General features: G+C 57.3%; 19 protein-coding genes. 18 read left to right on the top strand and 1 reads right to left on the bottom strand.

The genetic code is table 11. The annotated features are described in order from the left end of the window. Positions 1–13 precede the first annotated feature (13 nt). Positions 14–499: an SH3 domain-containing protein gene (locus tag MWU38_RS08740; protein WP_247271465.1), complete on the top strand. Its 486-nt coding sequence runs from the start codon at positions 14–16 to the stop codon at positions 497–499. A 42-nt stretch (positions 500–541) separates the two neighbouring features. Here the strand turns inward: MWU38_RS08740 and MWU38_RS08745 are convergent, their stop codons facing one another. Then, positions 542–1738, bottom strand: coding sequence for an acetyl-CoA C-acyltransferase (locus tag MWU38_RS08745; RefSeq protein ID WP_247271466.1), 1197 nt, complete (start codon positions 1736–1738; stop codon positions 542–544). 198 nt (positions 1739–1936) lie between these two features. On the opposite strand from MWU38_RS08745, the gene MWU38_RS08750 reads away from it, so the two are divergent. The 17 genes from MWU38_RS08750 (at position 1937) to nuoL (ending at position 16161) form a co-directional block, all read left to right on the top strand. Further along, positions 1937–3367, top strand: coding sequence for a coniferyl aldehyde dehydrogenase (locus tag MWU38_RS08750; RefSeq protein ID WP_247271467.1), 1431 nt, complete (start codon positions 1937–1939; stop codon positions 3365–3367). A gap of 212 nt (positions 3368–3579) precedes the next feature. Further along, positions 3580–3966, top strand: a complete 387-nt coding sequence (locus tag MWU38_RS08755; protein WP_247271570.1) for an NADH-quinone oxidoreductase subunit A — start codon at positions 3580–3582, stop codon at positions 3964–3966. A gap of 24 nt (positions 3967–3990) precedes the next feature. Further along, entirely contained in the window at positions 3991–4566 is a 576-nt protein-coding gene (locus tag MWU38_RS08760) for an NADH-quinone oxidoreductase subunit B (protein WP_247271468.1), read from the top strand. A gap of 11 nt (positions 4567–4577) precedes the next feature. After that, on the top strand, positions 4578–5345 hold the full coding sequence (locus MWU38_RS08765; RefSeq protein WP_247271469.1) for an NADH-quinone oxidoreductase subunit C: 768 nt from the start codon (positions 4578–4580) through the stop codon (positions 5343–5345). Continuing rightward, on the top strand, positions 5342–6553 hold the full coding sequence (locus tag MWU38_RS08770; RefSeq protein ID WP_247271470.1) for an NADH-quinone oxidoreductase subunit D: 1212 nt from the start codon (positions 5342–5344) through the stop codon (positions 6551–6553). Before MWU38_RS08765 ends, MWU38_RS08770 begins: the two co-directional genes overlap by 4 nt. Beyond that, the gene (locus MWU38_RS08775) at positions 6553–7221 is read left to right on the top strand and encodes an NAD(P)H-dependent oxidoreductase subunit E (protein ID WP_247271471.1); all 669 of its coding nucleotides are present in this window, start codon (positions 6553–6555) and stop codon (positions 7219–7221) included. Before MWU38_RS08770 ends, MWU38_RS08775 begins: the two co-directional genes overlap by 1 nt. Positions 7222–7227: 6 nt before the next feature. Continuing rightward, entirely contained in the window at positions 7228–7368 is a 141-nt protein-coding gene (locus tag MWU38_RS08780; protein ID WP_247271472.1) for a hypothetical protein, read from the top strand. A gap of 88 nt (positions 7369–7456) precedes the next feature. Beyond that, entirely contained in the window at positions 7457–7657 is a 201-nt protein-coding gene (locus MWU38_RS08785; protein WP_247271473.1) for a hypothetical protein, read from the top strand. Beyond that, the gene (gene nuoF, locus MWU38_RS08790) at positions 7647–8939 is read left to right on the top strand and encodes an NADH-quinone oxidoreductase subunit NuoF (RefSeq protein ID WP_247271474.1); all 1293 of its coding nucleotides are present in this window, start codon (positions 7647–7649) and stop codon (positions 8937–8939) included. Before MWU38_RS08785 ends, nuoF begins: the two co-directional genes overlap by 11 nt. Further along, the gene (locus MWU38_RS08795) at positions 8936–9265 is read left to right on the top strand and encodes a hypothetical protein (protein WP_247271475.1); all 330 of its coding nucleotides are present in this window, start codon (positions 8936–8938) and stop codon (positions 9263–9265) included. The genes nuoF and MWU38_RS08795 overlap by 4 nt, the downstream gene beginning before the upstream one ends. Continuing rightward, positions 9265–11280 (top strand): NADH-quinone oxidoreductase subunit NuoG, encoded by a 2016-nt coding sequence (gene nuoG / locus MWU38_RS08800; RefSeq protein WP_247271476.1) that lies wholly within the window; start codon positions 9265–9267, stop codon positions 11278–11280. The genes MWU38_RS08795 and nuoG overlap by 1 nt, the downstream gene beginning before the upstream one ends. After that, complete coding sequence (locus MWU38_RS08805) at positions 11277–11564, top strand: hypothetical protein (RefSeq protein ID WP_247271477.1); 288 nt, start codon at positions 11277–11279, stop codon at positions 11562–11564. Before nuoG ends, MWU38_RS08805 begins: the two co-directional genes overlap by 4 nt. After that, complete coding sequence (gene nuoH / locus MWU38_RS08810) at positions 11561–12697, top strand: NADH-quinone oxidoreductase subunit NuoH (RefSeq protein WP_247271478.1); 1137 nt, start codon at positions 11561–11563, stop codon at positions 12695–12697. The genes MWU38_RS08805 and nuoH overlap by 4 nt, the downstream gene beginning before the upstream one ends. Next, positions 12697–13185, top strand: coding sequence for an NADH-quinone oxidoreductase subunit NuoI (nuoI, locus tag MWU38_RS08815; RefSeq protein ID WP_247271479.1), 489 nt, complete (start codon positions 12697–12699; stop codon positions 13183–13185). The genes nuoH and nuoI overlap by 1 nt, the downstream gene beginning before the upstream one ends. Before the next feature lie 46 nt (positions 13186–13231). Continuing rightward, the gene (locus MWU38_RS08820; RefSeq protein ID WP_247271480.1) at positions 13232–13855 is read left to right on the top strand and encodes an NADH-quinone oxidoreductase subunit J; all 624 of its coding nucleotides are present in this window, start codon (positions 13232–13234) and stop codon (positions 13853–13855) included. After that, positions 13852–14160 carry an NADH-quinone oxidoreductase subunit NuoK gene (gene nuoK / locus MWU38_RS08825; protein ID WP_247271481.1) on the top strand — a complete coding sequence of 103 codons (309 nt, stop codon included), beginning with the start codon at positions 13852–13854 and terminating at the stop codon, positions 14158–14160. The genes MWU38_RS08820 and nuoK overlap by 4 nt, the downstream gene beginning before the upstream one ends. 6 nt (positions 14161–14166) lie before the next feature. Beyond that, positions 14167–16161, top strand: a complete 1995-nt coding sequence (gene nuoL / locus MWU38_RS08830; protein WP_247271482.1) for an NADH-quinone oxidoreductase subunit L — start codon at positions 14167–14169, stop codon at positions 16159–16161.

Consider the following 16161-nt stretch of genomic DNA (forward strand, 5'->3'; position numbering starts at 1 on the left):
TACTACCCCCTCTATGAAGCAACCTCGCGCCATTTTATTTGCCGTCATGGCCATCACGCTGTTCGTTGGCACACTTCCCTCTCCCGCGTTCGCACAGGACCGCGAGGTGCCCTATTGGGCGACACTGCGGTTTGACACCGTGAACATGCGCAAGGGGCCCAGCCAGGACTATCCGATCGACTGGGTGTACAAGCGCAAGGGTCTTCCGGTGAAGGTGGTGCGGCTTCGCGAAGGGTGGCGATTGGTGCAGGATCCGGATGGCACGCAAGGATGGATCGCCGCAAGCCAGTTGAGCCCGAAGCTGGGCGCTCTTGTGGTTGGTGAGGGCAACGTCCCAATTCGCGAAGACGCTTCCAATACCGCCGCTTTACGCTGGCACGCAGAGCCCGGCGTGGTCGGCGAGCTTATGCGATGCCGCGAGAATTTCTGCGAAATCGATGTCAGCGGTCGCAGCGGATGGATCGCCGCAGAACGGCTTTGGGGCGTTAGCGAAATGTGAGGTGAAGAGCCCCTGCGCGGATCGCAGGAGCTCTCCTGAAGATTAAGCCAGTTCGACTGCCACTGCTGTCGCCTCACCGCCGCCGATGCAAAGGCTGGCGATGCCGCGCTTCTTGCCTTGTGATTTAAGCGCGTTGATCAGTGTGACGATGATCCTCGTGCCAGACGCGCCGATCGGGTGGCCCAGAGCGGTTGCGCCGCCGTTCACATTGATCTTGGCATGGTCGATGCCGATATCGCGCATTGCGAACATGGCGACGCAGGCAAAAGCCTCGTTCACTTCCCAAAGATCGACATCATCGACTGACCAGCCTGCATTGGCGAGGACCTTTTCAATCGCGCCAACCGGGGCGACGGTGAAGTCCTTTGGCTCGCGCGCGTGTGCGGCAAGGGCGATGATCTTGGCGACGGGTGACTGACCATTTTCCTTCGCCACACTTTCGCGGGTGAGAACCACAGCCGCGGCGCCGTCTGAAATGGAGCTTGAAGTCGCAGCGGTGATCGTGCCGTCTTTTGCGAACGCCGCACGAAGGGTCGGGATCTTGTCCGGGCGGCCCTTGCCGGGTTGTTCGTCGGTGTCGACGGTCACATCGCCCTTACGCGTTTTGAAGGTTACGGGAACGACTTCGTCCGCAAACGCCCCGCTTTCGATCGCGGCGTTGGCGCGTGAAAGCGATTCAATCGAATAAGCGTCCTGCTCCTCACGGGTCAGCTGGTATTCGTCGGCCGTGTCCTGCGCAAAAGTGCCCATCGCGCGGCCTTCCTCATAGGCATCTTCGAGCCCGTCGAGGAACATGTGGTCATAGGTGGTGTCATGGCCAATACGCGCGCCAGAGCGGTGCTTTTTAAGAAGGTATGGCGCGTTGGTCATGCTTTCCATCCCGCCTGCGACCACATAGTCAACGGTTCCGCTGGCGAGCGCTTCTGCGCCCATGATGACGGTCTGCATGCCCGAGCCGCATACCTTGTTGACTGTGGTGGCCTGAACGGATTTGGGCAGACCTGCTTTCAAAGCGGCTTGGCGTGCTGGCGCCTGACCTAGCCCTGCCGGAAGCACGCAGCCCATATAGGCGCGGTCGAATTTGTCGCCTGACACGCCCGAACGTTCTACCGCTGCCTTGACTGCAGTTGCGCCAAGTTCGGTTGCCGAGACATCGGACAATGCCCCTTGCATTCCGCCCATCGGTGTACGGGCATAAGACAGGATGACGATCGGGTCAGAAGCAGCAAATTGCGACATGGTCTAAATCCTTCAGGAAGGGGTCAATATTCTCGTGTGCACGTAGGAGGGGAGTCGCTGAAACGCAACGACTAGAGCCATCAGTTTCTGGTGCGGGCCAGATGGCGAAGCGTCCTGCCGGTCATAAATCTTGCGCGCGCCGGTGACTTCGCGCAAGGTGCGTCTCAAATCAAAACGATAATTAGGAGAGGGTCCAACATGGCCGATGATCTACGCGAACAGCAAGAAGCGATCCTGAAGCTGCAACGTGACGCCTTTACCGCGTCGCGGCCTGAAAGCATGGCCTTGCGCAAGGACCGGATCAAACGGACCATGGCACTTTTGAAGGACCATGCAGAAAGTTTGTGCAAGGCGATGGCAGCCGATTTTGGCAATCGTTCGATGGATCAGTCGATGATCACCGACATTGGTGCGACCGTGGGGGCTGGTAAACATGCCCTCAAGAACATGGACAAATGGGCAAAAACCGAAAAGCGCCCGGTCCAGTTTCCTCTTGGGCTTTTGGGTGCAAAGGCTGAACTTCGCTACGAACCCAAAGGTGTCATCGGTATTTTGAGCCCGTGGAACTTCCCGGTGCAACTTGCCTTTGGACCGCTGATGCAAGTCTTTGCAGCCGGCAACCGGGCGATGATCAAGCCTAGCGAATTTACCGAGCGTACCAGCATGCTCATGGCCGAACTCGTCGAGGAATACTTCACAAAGGACGAACTCGCTGTGGTGACTGGCGGGCCGGAGGTGGCGGCTGCCTTTTCTTCACTTCCGTTCGATCATCTGGTTTTTACCGGTTCGACCGCGACCGGACGCCGGGTGATGGAGGCGGCCTCTGCCAATCTTGTGCCCGTAACACTGGAACTGGGCGGCAAGTCGCCTGTGATCATGGGTAAGAGCGCCGATTTTGCGAAAGCGGGTGAGCGCATTGCCTTGGGCAAGATGATGAACGCAGGGCAGATATGCCTAGCGCCAGATTACATGTACGTCCCGCAAGAGAGCGAGGACGAGGCGATTGCGGGCGTGGTTCAGGGTGCAACCAGTATGTATCCGACCGTGCTTCAGAACGATGACTACGCCTCAATCGTTTCTGACCGGCATTTTGAACGGCTGCAGAGCCTCGTCGAAGATGCGCGCGGCAAGGGAGCCGAGGTCATTGAGGTGAACCCTGCGGGCGAGGACTTCAGCAATGCCAACCAGCGCAAGATGCCGTTGACGATTCTCAAGAATGTAAACGACGAAATGCAAGCGATGCAGGAGGAAATCTTTGGCCCTGTCCTGCCGGTTAAAACCTATCGCGCGGTCGATGAAGCAATTGACTATGTGAACGAAAACGATCGTCCGCTTGGCCTTTATTACTTTGGCGAAAGCAAGGCAGAGCAGGAGCGCGTGCTCACCCGCACGATCTCAGGCGGGGTGACGACCAATGATGTGCTTTTCCACATCTCGATCGAGGACCTGCCGTTTGGCGGTGTCGGGCCATCGGGCATGGGCAGCTATCACGCGATTGAGGGCTTTAAGGAATTCAGCCACGCTCGCAGTGTCTATCATCAGCCTAAGATCGACATTGCCAAGCTTGGAGGGTTCAAGCCGCCATACGGGAAAGCCACGCAAAAGGCGGTTGGCAACATGATCAAGTGACCGTGTCCTGCAGGTGACCCTTCTGGTGCGTTGATAGTGGCGCGATTGAGGGGCGCGGCCTCTAGGTCTTTTCCCGATTGACAAGAGCCATTGTTCGTCGTTCGATTTTCTGCACGCATTATGCTGCGATTTACGCGTGACTTACCCTTGCGCAGCGAGCGGCTCATGCGTAAGTGGCCCACAACTGGGATATGAACTACATGGAAATCGGTATGATCGACCAATCCGTCGACCTCGGACAGTATTTGCCGATACTGCTCTTCATTGGCGTGGCCCTCGGGCTTTCGGTGCTTTTTGTCTTTTTGCCGATGGGTGTCTCTCGCTTGACGGGGGCGCATAATCCCGACGCTGAAAAACTGTCAGAATACGAGTGCGGCTTTCCTGCATTTGAAGATTCGCGCAGTCAGTTTGACGTCCAATTCTATCTGGTCGCGATCAGCTTTATCATTTTTGATCTCGAGGCTGCTTTCCTCTTTCCCTGGGCGGTGAGCCTTGGTCAAACGGGCTGGATCGGGTGGATCGGGATGATGACCTTCCTCACCATCCTTGCAATTGGGCTTGCGTATGAGTGGAAAAAGGGAGCCCTCGATTGGCAATAGGGTACAGGCCCTGAGGAATCTTAGATGAATACGATCACACCCCCCAAATCTCTCGCTGACGTAAGCGCACTCGAAACCGCGAAGGCGGGAGAGGTGCGTGCACCTGATCAGGATTATTTCCGCGCGTTGCAATCCGAGGTGAACGACAAGGGCTTTCTGGTCACCTCGACCGAGGACCTGTTTCAATGGGCTCGTACGGGCTCGCTCTGGTGGATGACGTTTGGCCTGGCGTGCTGTGCGGTCGAGATGATCCACGTGAACATGCCGCGCTACGATATGGAGCGTTTTGGCGCTGCGCCTCGTGCATCACCGCGTCAATCGGACGTGATGATTGTTGCAGGGACGCTGTGCAACAAGATGGCTCCGGCTCTGCGCAAGGTTTACGACCAGATGTCTGATCCAAAATATGTGATTAGCATGGGGTCGTGCGCCAATGGTGGCGGCTATTATCACTATTCCTACAGCGTGGTTCGCGGCTGTGACCGGATTGTGCCGGTCGACATCTACGTGCCCGGCTGCCCTCCGACGGCAGAGGCGCTGCTTTATGGTGTAATGCAATTGCAGCGCAAAATTCGCCGTGTCGGCACGATTGAGCGCTAGGAGCTAGGCCTGTGACAGTTCTCCACTCCGCCCCCAAATTCGCGTCGAACGACGGTGTCTTGGACGACCTCGCTGGCTCACTCAGCGTGTGGCTTGTATCCACATCTGAAGAGCACGGTGAAATCATCTTGACGGCCAAGCGCGAGGAAGTTGGGACGGTGCTTAAGTCCTTGAAAGAGGATCACGAGTATCAGCAACTTATGGAAATTGCGGGCGCTGACTATCCGGATCGCGCTGAGCGGTTTGAAGTCGTCTACATGCTCCTGTCGCTGACAAAGAACCACCGCGTCATGGTGAAGTGTTCGACTGACGCGGACACGCCGGTGCCCACCGTGACGACGCTGTGGCCCAATGCAGGATGGCTCGAGCGCGAGGTGTTCGATCTTTACGGCGTGGTGTTCGAGGGCAACCAGGACCTTCGTCGTATCCTTACCGATTACGGCTTTGAAGGGCACCCGTTCCGCAAGGACTTCCCGATGACCGGCTACACCGAGCTGCGTTATTCCGAGGAGGAAAAGCGCGTCGTGTCCGAGCCGGTTGAGCTGCCGCAGGATATGCGCACATTTGATTTCCTCTCGCCATGGGAGGGCGCGGACTATGTGCTGCCCGGTGACGAAAAGGCTGAGGGCGCGCCGAATGTGGATAAACCTAAAGTGACCGAGAAGCCTGCTGATACGGGCGCCGGTGCTAAGGCAGAAGAGAATGCGGAGGAGGGCACAGGCGCCGTTCCCCCTGATATGATCGAGATTGAAATCGAAAATGAGGAGGACGGTAAATGAGCGTCCAAATCGAAGAATCGCCCACCAATGACGGCGAAGTTATCAAGAATTACACGCTGAACTTCGGGCCCCAGCACCCTGCGGCGCACGGCGTTTTGCGCATGGTGATGGAGCTTGATGGCGAAGTGGTTGAGCGGGTGGACCCTCACGTGGGCCTGCTCCACCGCGGCACCGAAAAGCTGATCGAGCAGAAGACCTATCTGCAGGCGTTGCCGTATTTTGACCGCCTCGATTACTGTTCGCCGCTGTGTCAGGAGCACTCTTACGTGCTCGCGATTGAGAAGCTTTTGAACATCGAAGTTCCAGAGCGTGCACAATACCTGCGCGTGCTGTTTGCCGAGCTTACCCGCATCTGTAACCACATGCTCAACATCGGCGCGCACGTGATGGATGTGGGGGCGATGACGCCCAACCTTTGGGTATTTGAACTGCGCGAAGACTGCCTCAACTTCTTTGAGCGGGCCTCTGGTGCGCGTATGCACTCGGCGTGGTTCCGTCCGGGCGGTGTGCATCAGGATGTGCCTGAGAAGCTGCTCGTTGATATTGGCGATTGGCTCGACAACCGCTTCTTCCAATTGTTCGACGACGCGATGAGCCTCGTGATGGACAACCGCATTTTCAAACAGCGCAATGTCGATATCGCCATTGTGGGCCGCGATGATGCGATAGCCTGGGGTTTCTCCGGTCCGATGATCCGGGCGGCGGGCATTCCATGGGACCTGCGCAAATCGCAGCCTTACGATGTTTACGACCGGATGGAGTTCGATATTCCCGTCGGCACCAATTCCGACTGCTATGACCGCTTTATGGTGCGCGTGAAGGAAGTTCGCGAGAGCGCCAAGATCATCAAGCAGTGTCTGCGCGATATGCCGCAAGGCCCGATTGCGAGCACCGATGGCAAGGTCTCACCGCCCAAGCGCGGCGAGATGAAGCAGTCGATGGAAAGCTTGATCCACCACTTCAAGCTCTACACCGAAGGTTTCCACGTGCCAGCGGGCGAAGTTTACGTTGCAACCGAAAGCCCCAAGGGTGAGTTCGGCGTCTACCTCGTCAGCGATGGGACGAACAAACCCTACCGCTGCAAAATCCGACCGACCGCTTTCTCGCACCTTCAAGCCATGGAAATGATGACCAAAGGCCACATGCTGGCCGATGCGACCGCGATCCTTGGCGCGATTGATGTCGTTTTTGGAGAGTGTGACCGCTAATGGCTGACCGTACACCCGCACCCGATACCCCTGAACTGCGCGCGCGTTGGGGCTCTTTTGAGTGGTCGAAAGAGAATAAGAAAAAGGCCGATTACCACATCGCCAAATACCCCGAGGGCCGGGCGAAGTCGGCGACGATGCCGTTGCTTGATCTCGCACAGCGTCAGGTGGGCGAAGAGACCGATACGCAAGGCTGGCTCCCGCTGCCTGTCATTGAATATGTCGCCAAATATATCGACGTCCCGGTGATCCGCGTGCTCGAAGTCGCGACCTTCTACTTCATGTACAATATGAAGCCGGTCGGGAAATATCACGTGCAGGTCTGCGGCACGACGCCGTGTATGCTGCGTGGGTCCGATGACATTATCAGTGCGTGCAAGAAGCGCGGCATGAAGATGGGCCACGTCTCCGAAGACGGTCTTTGGACGCTGACCGAGGTTGAGTGCATGGGCAATTGCGCCACCGCTCCCATGGTTCAGATCAACGATGACAATTACGAAGATTTGACGGTCGAGCGCCTCGACGCGGTGCTTGATGCGCTGGCTGCGGGTGAAACGCCCAAGGCTGGCACGCAGGAGCCGGGGCGTCACACCTCAGAACCCTCTGGCGGGCCGACCACCTTGAAAGAGATGGTCGATGCGAACCACGATTACCGAGGGGACTGGTAAAACCCGATGGAGGTTCTCTCGATCATCTTGGCGCTCGCAATCGCTTTCGTCGCGTATAAGGTCCTGATGGGCCTTTTGCGTGTGATGGCGATTGTGTTCGTGATCGGAGTGACCGCCTATCTTTGGCAATCAGGAGTGATCGGCTGATGGCACTCTGGATCGTTCTTGGCGGCCTGTTTCTGGCACTTACCGTGGTTCTCTTTGTGGTCAACGCAAAGACGTTAGAGGACAAGTGATGGGACGCAGCACTCTCCTCCTCATGCTGGCAGGGCTGATCTGCTTTGGCGCGGGCGCATATTTTGCGCCAACTGGTGAGCGCACGCTTGGCATTGGCCTCATGGGTGTAGGACTGGTGTTTCAGGTTTTGACGCTCAGACAAATGAAATCGGCCCGGAAAAACCGAGCCTTACAAAGGGATATGACCGATGCTGGCTGATAAGGACCGCATCTTTACCAACGTCTATGGCTTCCAGGATTGGGGTCTAAAAGCGGCGCAAAAGCGCGGCGACTGGGATGGCACCAAGGCTCTGATCGAGCGTGGGCAGGACGCGATCATTGAAGAGATCAAGGCTAGCGGCCTGCGTGGCCGGGGCGGGGCGGGTTTCCCGACCGGTCTCAAATGGTCGTTTATGCCCAAGCAAAGCGCGGATGGCCGTCCAAGCTTCCTCGTCATCAACGCCGACGAATCTGAACCGGGATCATGCAAAGACCGCGAAATTATCCGCCACGATCCGCACAAGCTGATCGAAGGCGCATTGGTTGCTGGTTTCGCCATGCGGGCAAGGGCGGCCTATATCTACATTCGCGGCGAGTATATCCGTGAGGCCGAGACGCTTCAGGCCGCAATTGATGAGGCCTATGACGCTGGTCTGATTGGCAAGAACGCCAGCGGTTCCGGCTACGATTTCGACGTGTTCATGCACCGCGGCGCGGGCGCCTATATCTGCGGCGAAGAAACCGCGATGATCGAAAGCCTTGAGGGCAAGAAGGGTCAGCCGCGTTTGAAACCTCCGTTCCCGGCGGGCGCTGGTCTTTATGGCTGTCCGACCACCGTGAACAACGTTGAGAGCATCGCGGTGGTCCCCACGATCCTGCGTCGTTCAGGCGCATGGTTTGCAAGCTTCGGGCGCGAGGGCAATGCGGGAACAAAGCTGTTCCAAATCAGCGGCCACGTGGAAAAGCCATGCGTCGTCGAAGAAGAAATGAGCATCCCGTTCGAGGAACTTATCGAAAAGCATTGCGGCGGTATTCGCGGCGGTTGGGATAATCTGCTCGCGGTCATTCCGGGCGGCTCTTCGGTTCCGCTCGTGCCAGCGGAGCAAATCCGCTCAGCGCCGATGGACTTTGACGGCCTGAAAGAACTCGGCTCCGGCCTTGGCACGGCGGCGGTGATCGTGATGGACAAGTCCACCGATATCGTGCGCGCGATTTCTCGCATCAGCTATTTCTATAAGCACGAATCCTGCGGCCAATGCACGCCGTGCCGTGAGGGCACCGGTTGGATGTGGCGCATGATGGAGCGGCTTCGCACAGGCGATGCCGAGATCGAAGAGATCGACATGCTCCAGGAAGTCACCAAACAGGTTGAGGGCCACACAATCTGTGCGCTTGGCGATGCAGCAGCGTGGCCAATTCAGGGCCTCATCCGCCACTTCCGCCCCGAGCTTGAGCGCCGGATCGAAGAACACAATGCACAATTCCGGGAGGCGGCGGAATGAGTATCATGATCGGCCTTCTGGCGGCGCTAGCTATGGTGCAAGATGCACCAAGCGAAAACGCATCAAGCGACGAAGTGGATGTGGTTATCGCTGTCCAAGAGACAGTGACCACCGAAACGCAGTTCGCGCAATGTGTCTATGACGCTGATCGTGATTTGGCGTTCAAGATTGTGTCCGCAAAAAAGCAGGATGATTTTCAGAATGCTATGAATTTGGCCGTCATCGCCTGCCAAATTGAGGGGAGTTTGAGTCTTGCTAAATTGAACAGAGCATTTCTCGCTTTGTTTCCCGATTTTCGTCCCGGTCAAGAAGAGGATGGGCAATAATGCCTAAGGTAACCGTAGACGGCCAAGAGATCGAAGTCCCGCAAGGGGCGACCGTGCTTCAGGCGTGTGAGGAAGCGGGGAAGGAAATCCCGCGCTTCTGTTATCATGAGCGCCTGTCGATCGCGGGTAACTGTCGCATGTGTCTGGTCGAAGTGAAGCCGGGGCCTCCCAAGCCACAGGCATCTTGCGCGCTTCCGGCGGCTGATGGTCAGGAAATTCGCACCGACAGCGCGATGGTTAAAAAAGCGCGCGAAGGGGTGATGGAGTTTCTGCTCGTCAATCACCCGCTCGATTGCCCGATCTGCGACCAGGGCGGTGAGTGTGATCTTCAAGACCAGGCCATGGCCTACGGCCGTGGATCTTCGCGCACGAAAGAAAATCGCCGCGCGGTGACCGAGAAATACATGGGGCCGTTGATCAAGACGGAGATGACCCGCTGCATTCACTGCACGCGCTGTGTACGCTTCTCTGAAGAGATCGCGGGCGTGGACGAAATCGGCGCGCTCTATCGCGGCGAAGATATGCAGATCACGACTTATCTCGAGCAGGCGGCAAGCCACGAGCTTAGCGCGAACGTGATCGACCTTTGCCCTGTGGGTGCTCTCACCTCGCGCCCTTATGCGTTCGAGGCTCGCCCTTGGGAATTGAAGCGCACGCTCAGCATTGATGTGTCTGATGCGGTTGGGGCGAATATTTCGCTGCATTCAAAGGGCCGCGAAGTTATGCGCGCGCTTCCTCGCATCAACGATGACGTGAACGAGGAATGGCTCTCCGATAAGGGTCGCTATCAGGTCGATGGCCTGACCAAGCGTCGCTTGGACCGTGTGTTCGTTCGTAAAGACGGCAAGCTCGCTCCAAGCGACTGGAACGAAGCGTTCGGCATGATTGCAGGCTCACTTGAGGCCGACGAGTCGTCGGTCGCGGCGGTCGCTGGCGATATGGTCGATTGCGAGACCATGTTCGCAGCCAAGGCGCTTCTCAAGGCTTGCGGCTCGACACTGCTTGAGGGTCGTCAGACAGGCATGGACTACGACGTGTCCAACTTGGCTGCGGTCAATTTTAATTCGACCTTTGCCGGGATTGAGACTGCGGACTGCATCCTGATCGTTGGCAGCCACATTCGCTGGGAAGCGGCGCTCGTAAACGCGCGCATCCGCAAGGCTGTGAAGGCGGGTGCGAAGGTGTTTGTGGTCGGTCCTGAATGGGAGACCACTTACTCGGCAGAATTCTTGGGGGATGACCTCAAGGTATTGAACCGCGTGCCGAAGGCTCTTGGCGATGCGATGAAAGAAGCCGAGCGGCCTGCTGTGATCCTTGGCGGAGCAGCCTTGGCTCAAGGTGCGCTTGGTGCTGGCCTCAAGCTGGTCGATAAATTCGGCCTCGTGAAAGAAGGCTGGAATGGTTTCAACGTCCTGCACTTCAGCGCGGCACGAATGGGCGGCCTTATGCTCGGATACGCGCAAGAAGGCGGCATGGCGGATATCGCTGCTGCCAAGCCTAGAGTGCTTTTCAGCCTTGGCGCGGATGAGATGGACTACGAGCCCTTCGCGGACAGTCTCAAGGTTTACATCGGCCACCACGGCGACAAGGGCGCACATAATGCAGACATCATTCTGCCCGCCGCGTCCTATGCCGAGAAAGATGGCACTTACGTCAACACCGAAGGGCGTGTGCAGTTCGCTGAGAAAGCGGTGTTCGCACCGGGTGATGCCCGCGAAGACTGGACGATCCTGCGCGCGCTTGCGGATGCGATTGGCGTGAACGTTGGCTTCGACAGCTTTGCGCAATTGCAGGGCGCGATGATTGCCGAAGTGCCTGCTCTTGGCGAAGAGGCACTCGCTGATTACGGCGACCTCCCCAAGGCGGATAGCAAGGCCAAGGCAGAAGGCGTGATCAGTGCCTATCCGGTCAAGGATTTCTACCTCACCAACCCCATCGCCCGCGCGTCAACCGTCATGCAGCAATGCTCGGCAGAACTGCTCCACGGCGAAGAGATGAAGGAGGCTGCGGAATGATCGAGTTACCACGCCTTCTTCGGCGCTTGCCTTATGTCTTCTACGCTCTCGCTCTGATCTTTGGTGGGTGGCGCTTTCTCACAGAATGGACACTCATCGAGAGCACTTACGCGCAGGTGAACGACATCTCTTTTGAAAGCCCGAGCTACAACATGGCGCATGCCGCTGGCCGTTCTGCGGCACTCTATTGGGGCTTTGTAGAGGCGGCATATATGGTCGCGAACGGTGCGATGCTTCAGATCTTAATTGCAATCTTTGATAAAATGAAAGGACCGGCTCAATGACCGCGTTCTTTGAAAGTCTGGGCCTTTCATACGAGTGGGCCTGGTTCATCGCCACCATCGCTGGCATCCTCCTCATCGCGCTGCCGGTGATGGTTGCCGTTGCCTATGTGATCTATGTCGACCGTAAGGTAATCGGTGCCGTGTCACTGCGGCGCGGACCCAATGTGGTGGGGCCGTTTGGCTTGCTCCAGTCGTTTGCCGACGGGCTTAAGGTGTTCCTGCAAGAGACCATCATTCCTAGCGCTGCGAACAAGGGCATTTTTCTGCTCGCACCGATCATCACCTTCACCGTGGCGCTTGCCGCGTGGGCGGTGATTCCATTTAGCGAGGGAGTGGTGCTCGCCGACATCAATGTGGGGCTGCTCTACATCCTCGCGATCTCGTCGCTCGGCGTTTACGGCGTTGTGATGAGCGGGTGGGCCTCGAACTCGAAATACCCCTTCTTCTCCGCCATGCGCGCCGCGGCTCAGATGATCTCCTACGAGGTTTCTATCGGGTTTATCCTGGTGTGCGTGGTCCTGTGGGCAGGCACGTTCAACATGACTGGCATCGTTGAAGCGCAGCGCGGACACGGGCTCGGCATCGTCAACGGGTTTTTCTTCAACCCGCTGCTTTTCCCTATGTTTGTGGTGTTCTTCATCTCGGCTCTCGCTGAAACAGCGCGCGCTCCGTTCGATTTGACCGAAGCTGAGTCCGAGCTCGTCGCAGGGTATCAGACCGAATATTCCTCAATGGCCTTCGCGCTGTTTTGGCTGGGTGAATATGCGAACATCCTGTTGATGTGTTCGCTGTGCACGATCCTGTTCATGGGCGGGTGGCTGCCACCGCTTGATTGGGCACCGCTTTACTATGTGCCGGGCATCGTGTGGTTCTTGCTCAAGACCTTCTTCTTCTTCCTGCTGTTCAGCTGGATCTGGGCGACCGTGCCTCGCTACCGCTATGACCAGCTGATGCGTCTTGGCTGGAAAGTGTTCCTGCCGATGAGCCTTGGATTTGTCGTCGTGATCAGCGGGTACTTGATGGCCACGGGTCATTTCACAAGCGCCGCGCCGTTGGTTGAGCCGGCAAGCGTTGCTCCAACTGAAATCGTCGAAGCTTCTAATACGCAGCCAGCAACTGCGAGGGATATGTAATGGCTACCGCAACCCAGCTTCTCAAAAGCTTCACCCTCTGGGAATTCCTGAAAGCGCACGCGCTGACCTTGAAGTATTTCTTCAAGCCCAAGGTGACGATCAACTATCCGTTCGAGAAGTCGCCGCTTTCTCCGCGCTTTCGCGGGGAGCATGCGCTGCGCCGTTATCCGAACGGCGAAGAACGCTGCATTGCTTGTAAGCTGTGCGAAGCGGTCTGTCCCGCGCAAGCGATCACGATCGAGAGCGAGCCGCGCGAGGACGGCAGTCGCCGCACCACGCGCTATGACATCGACATGACAAAGTGCATTTACTGCGGATTTTGTCAGGAGGCCTGCCCGGTGGATGCCGTGGTTGAGGGGCCAAACTTTGAATACGCCACCGAAACACGCGAGGAATTGCTTTATGACAAGGCCAAACTCCTCGCAAATGGTGACAAATGGGAACGCGCCATTGCGGCGAACCTTGAAGCAGACGCACCCTATCGTTAAGGGCGCGTCCAAGCCTTTCTAGGCGGGACGGGATAACAGGGATCAAATGATTCAAGCTTTAGCCTTCTACCTGTTCGCAGGTGTCGTCATCGCGAGCGCGGTGATGGTCATCATGTCGCGCAACCCGGTGCACTCTGTGCTGTGGCTCATCCTTGCGTTTTTCAACGCGGCGGGCCTGATGGTGCTGGTGGGCGCCGAGTTTATCGCGATGCTACTCGTCATCGTCTATGTGGGGGCGGTCGCTGTGCTGTTCCTGTTCGTCGTGATGATGCTCGACATTGACTTTGCCGCGATGCGCGCAGGGTTTATCAAGAATTTCCCGCTGGGCATCGCTATCGCCTTGGTGCTTCTTGCAGAGCTTGGCCTTGGCATTGGCGCCTATGGCGCGGGCGGTGTCGAGCTTGGCAGCGCCGACGGTGCGGCTGCGGCAAGCGCGACCACCTCGAACATCGAGGCGATCGGCGCGCTTCTTTATGGCCGGTATATCCTGCTGTTCGAGATCGCTGGCATCATCCTGCTGGTTGCGATGATTGGCGCGATTGTGCTGACGTTCCAGGCGCCCCCTCCGGGCAGCCGCGCGCAGCAAGATATCGGCAAACAGATTTCCCGTCGTCCTGAAGAGGCCACGCAAATGAAGAACCCGGAAGTCGGGAAGGGGGTCGAGCTATGACCATCGGCATCGAACATTACCTTGTCGTTGGCGCGATCCTGTTCGTGCTTGGCGTTCTGGGCATCTTTCTCAATCGCAAGAATGTGATCGTCATCCTGATGGCGGTTGAGCTGATCCTGCTCGCAGTGAACATCAACCTTGTCGCATTCAGTGCCTTCAAGGGCGATCTTGTTGGACAGGTGTTCGCGATGATGGTGCTGACAGTGGCGGCTGCGGAGGCGGCGATCGGTCTTGCGATCCTCGTTATCTATTTCCGTGGCCGTGGCACGATTGCGGTTGATGATGTCAACCGGATGAAAGGATAAGGCGCCGTGGACACGCAGATCCTAATCATCGTCTTTGCCCCGCTGATTGCCTCGATCATCGCTGGTCTCGGCAACAAGGCGCTGGGCAACACGATTGCCAAGTCGATCACAACGGGTGGCCTTTTCCTTTCGGCGGCACTGAGCTGGCCGATCTTCATTGGCTTTCTGACCGGCTCGAACACGGCTGAGGTCGTGCCCGTGCTTCAATGGGTTCAGTCGGGTGATATGAGCTTCGACTGGGCGCTTCGTGTCGATGCGCTTACCGCCGTCATGCTGGTGGTGATCAACTCGGTCTCCGCGCTCGTTCACCTGTATAGCTGGGGCTATATGGAAGAAGACCCGGATCAGCCGCGCTTCTTCGCATACCTTTCGCTCTTCACCTTCGCCATGCTCATGCTGGTGACAGCCGATAACCTCGTTCAGATGTTCTTCGGTTGGGAAGGGGTGGGCCTTGCCTCATACCTGCTGATCGGTTTCTGGTTCAGAAAACCATCTGCTGGCGCTGCCGCGATCAAAGCTTTTGTGGTCAACCGGGTGGGCGATTTGGGCTTCATGCTCGGCATCTTTGGTACATTTCTGGTGTTCCAGACGACATCTATTCCTGAGATTCTTGCCGCCTCTGCTGGCATGAGTGGTTCGACCATCGGTTTCCTTGGCATGCGTTTGCCGACGATGGATATCTTGTGCTTCCTGCTCTTTATCGGAGCGATGGGTAAGTCGGCGCAGCTTGGCCTGCACACATGGCTTCCTGACGCGATGGAGGGGCCGACGCCAGTTTCGGCGTTGATCCACGCAGCGACTATGGTGACCGCAGGCGTGTTCATGGTCTGCCGCCTGTCGCCAATGTTTGAGGCCGCTCCAATCGCGCTGATGATCGTGACAATCGTGGGTGCAGCAACATGCTTCTTCGCAGCGACCATCGGCACGACGCAGTGGGACATTAAGCGGGTCATTGCCTATTCAACCTGCTCGCAGCTCGGATACATGTTCTTTGCCGCAGGTATCGGGGCATACGGCGTTGCGATGTTCCACCTGTTCACCCACGCCTTCTTCAAGGCACTGTTGTTCCTTGGCGCAGGCTCGGTAATTCATGCGATGCATCACGAGCAGGACATGCGCTATTATGGCGGTCTCAGGAAAGCGATCCCGATTACCTTTGTGGCGATGCTCTTGGGCACTCTCGCGATTACGGGCCTTGGTGTTTATCACCTCGGTGCAGGTTTCGCTGGCTTCTGGTCGAAAGACGCGATTCTTGAGGCAGCCTTTGCGCGTGGTACCACCACTTCGACAGTTGCCTTCTGGGCAGGTGTGACTGCGGCGCTTCTCACCAGCTTCTACAGCTGGCGACTGATGTTCCTCACCTTCTGGGGTAAGCCCCGCTGGATCGAGAGCGAGCATATCCAGCACACGGTTCACAAGACACCCGAGGAAGCGGGCGAGGACACAACCGGCGGCTATCACCCGCATGAAAGCCCGATTGCTATGCTAATCCCGCTGGTGGTTCTCTCCACCGGAGCGGTTCTGGCTGGCCAAGTGTTCGCGCCAAGCTTTATTGATGATGCAAGCTTCTGGGCAGGCTCGATCTTCTACAACGAAAACCTCATCCACGCGCTTCACGCCGTGCCGTATTGGGTGAAATATTCAGCCCTAGTGGTCATGGTGCTGGGCTTTATCGGCGCTTATATCGCCTATATCGCCAAGCCCGACATACCTGCGAAGTTCGTCTCGTCTTTTGGCTGGTTGCACAATTTCGTATTCCGCAAATGGTATTTCGACGAGCTTTATGATGCAATCTTCGTAAAGCCTGCCTTCTGGCTTGGCCGCCAGTTCTGGAGACTGGGCGACATTGGCACCATCGACCGCTTCGGCCCCAACGGCATTGCTGCGGTGGTCCAACGTGGTTCGGTCGCGGCCAAGACGATCCAGTCGGGCTATCTCTACACCTATGCGTTGATCATGCTTCTGGGCCTGATCGCCGCTGTCACTTATGTGCTGCTCTAG

This window comes from Qipengyuania sp. S6317L1, assembly GCF_023015615.1.
Taxonomy (GTDB): Bacteria; Pseudomonadota; Alphaproteobacteria; order Sphingomonadales; family Sphingomonadaceae; genus Erythrobacter.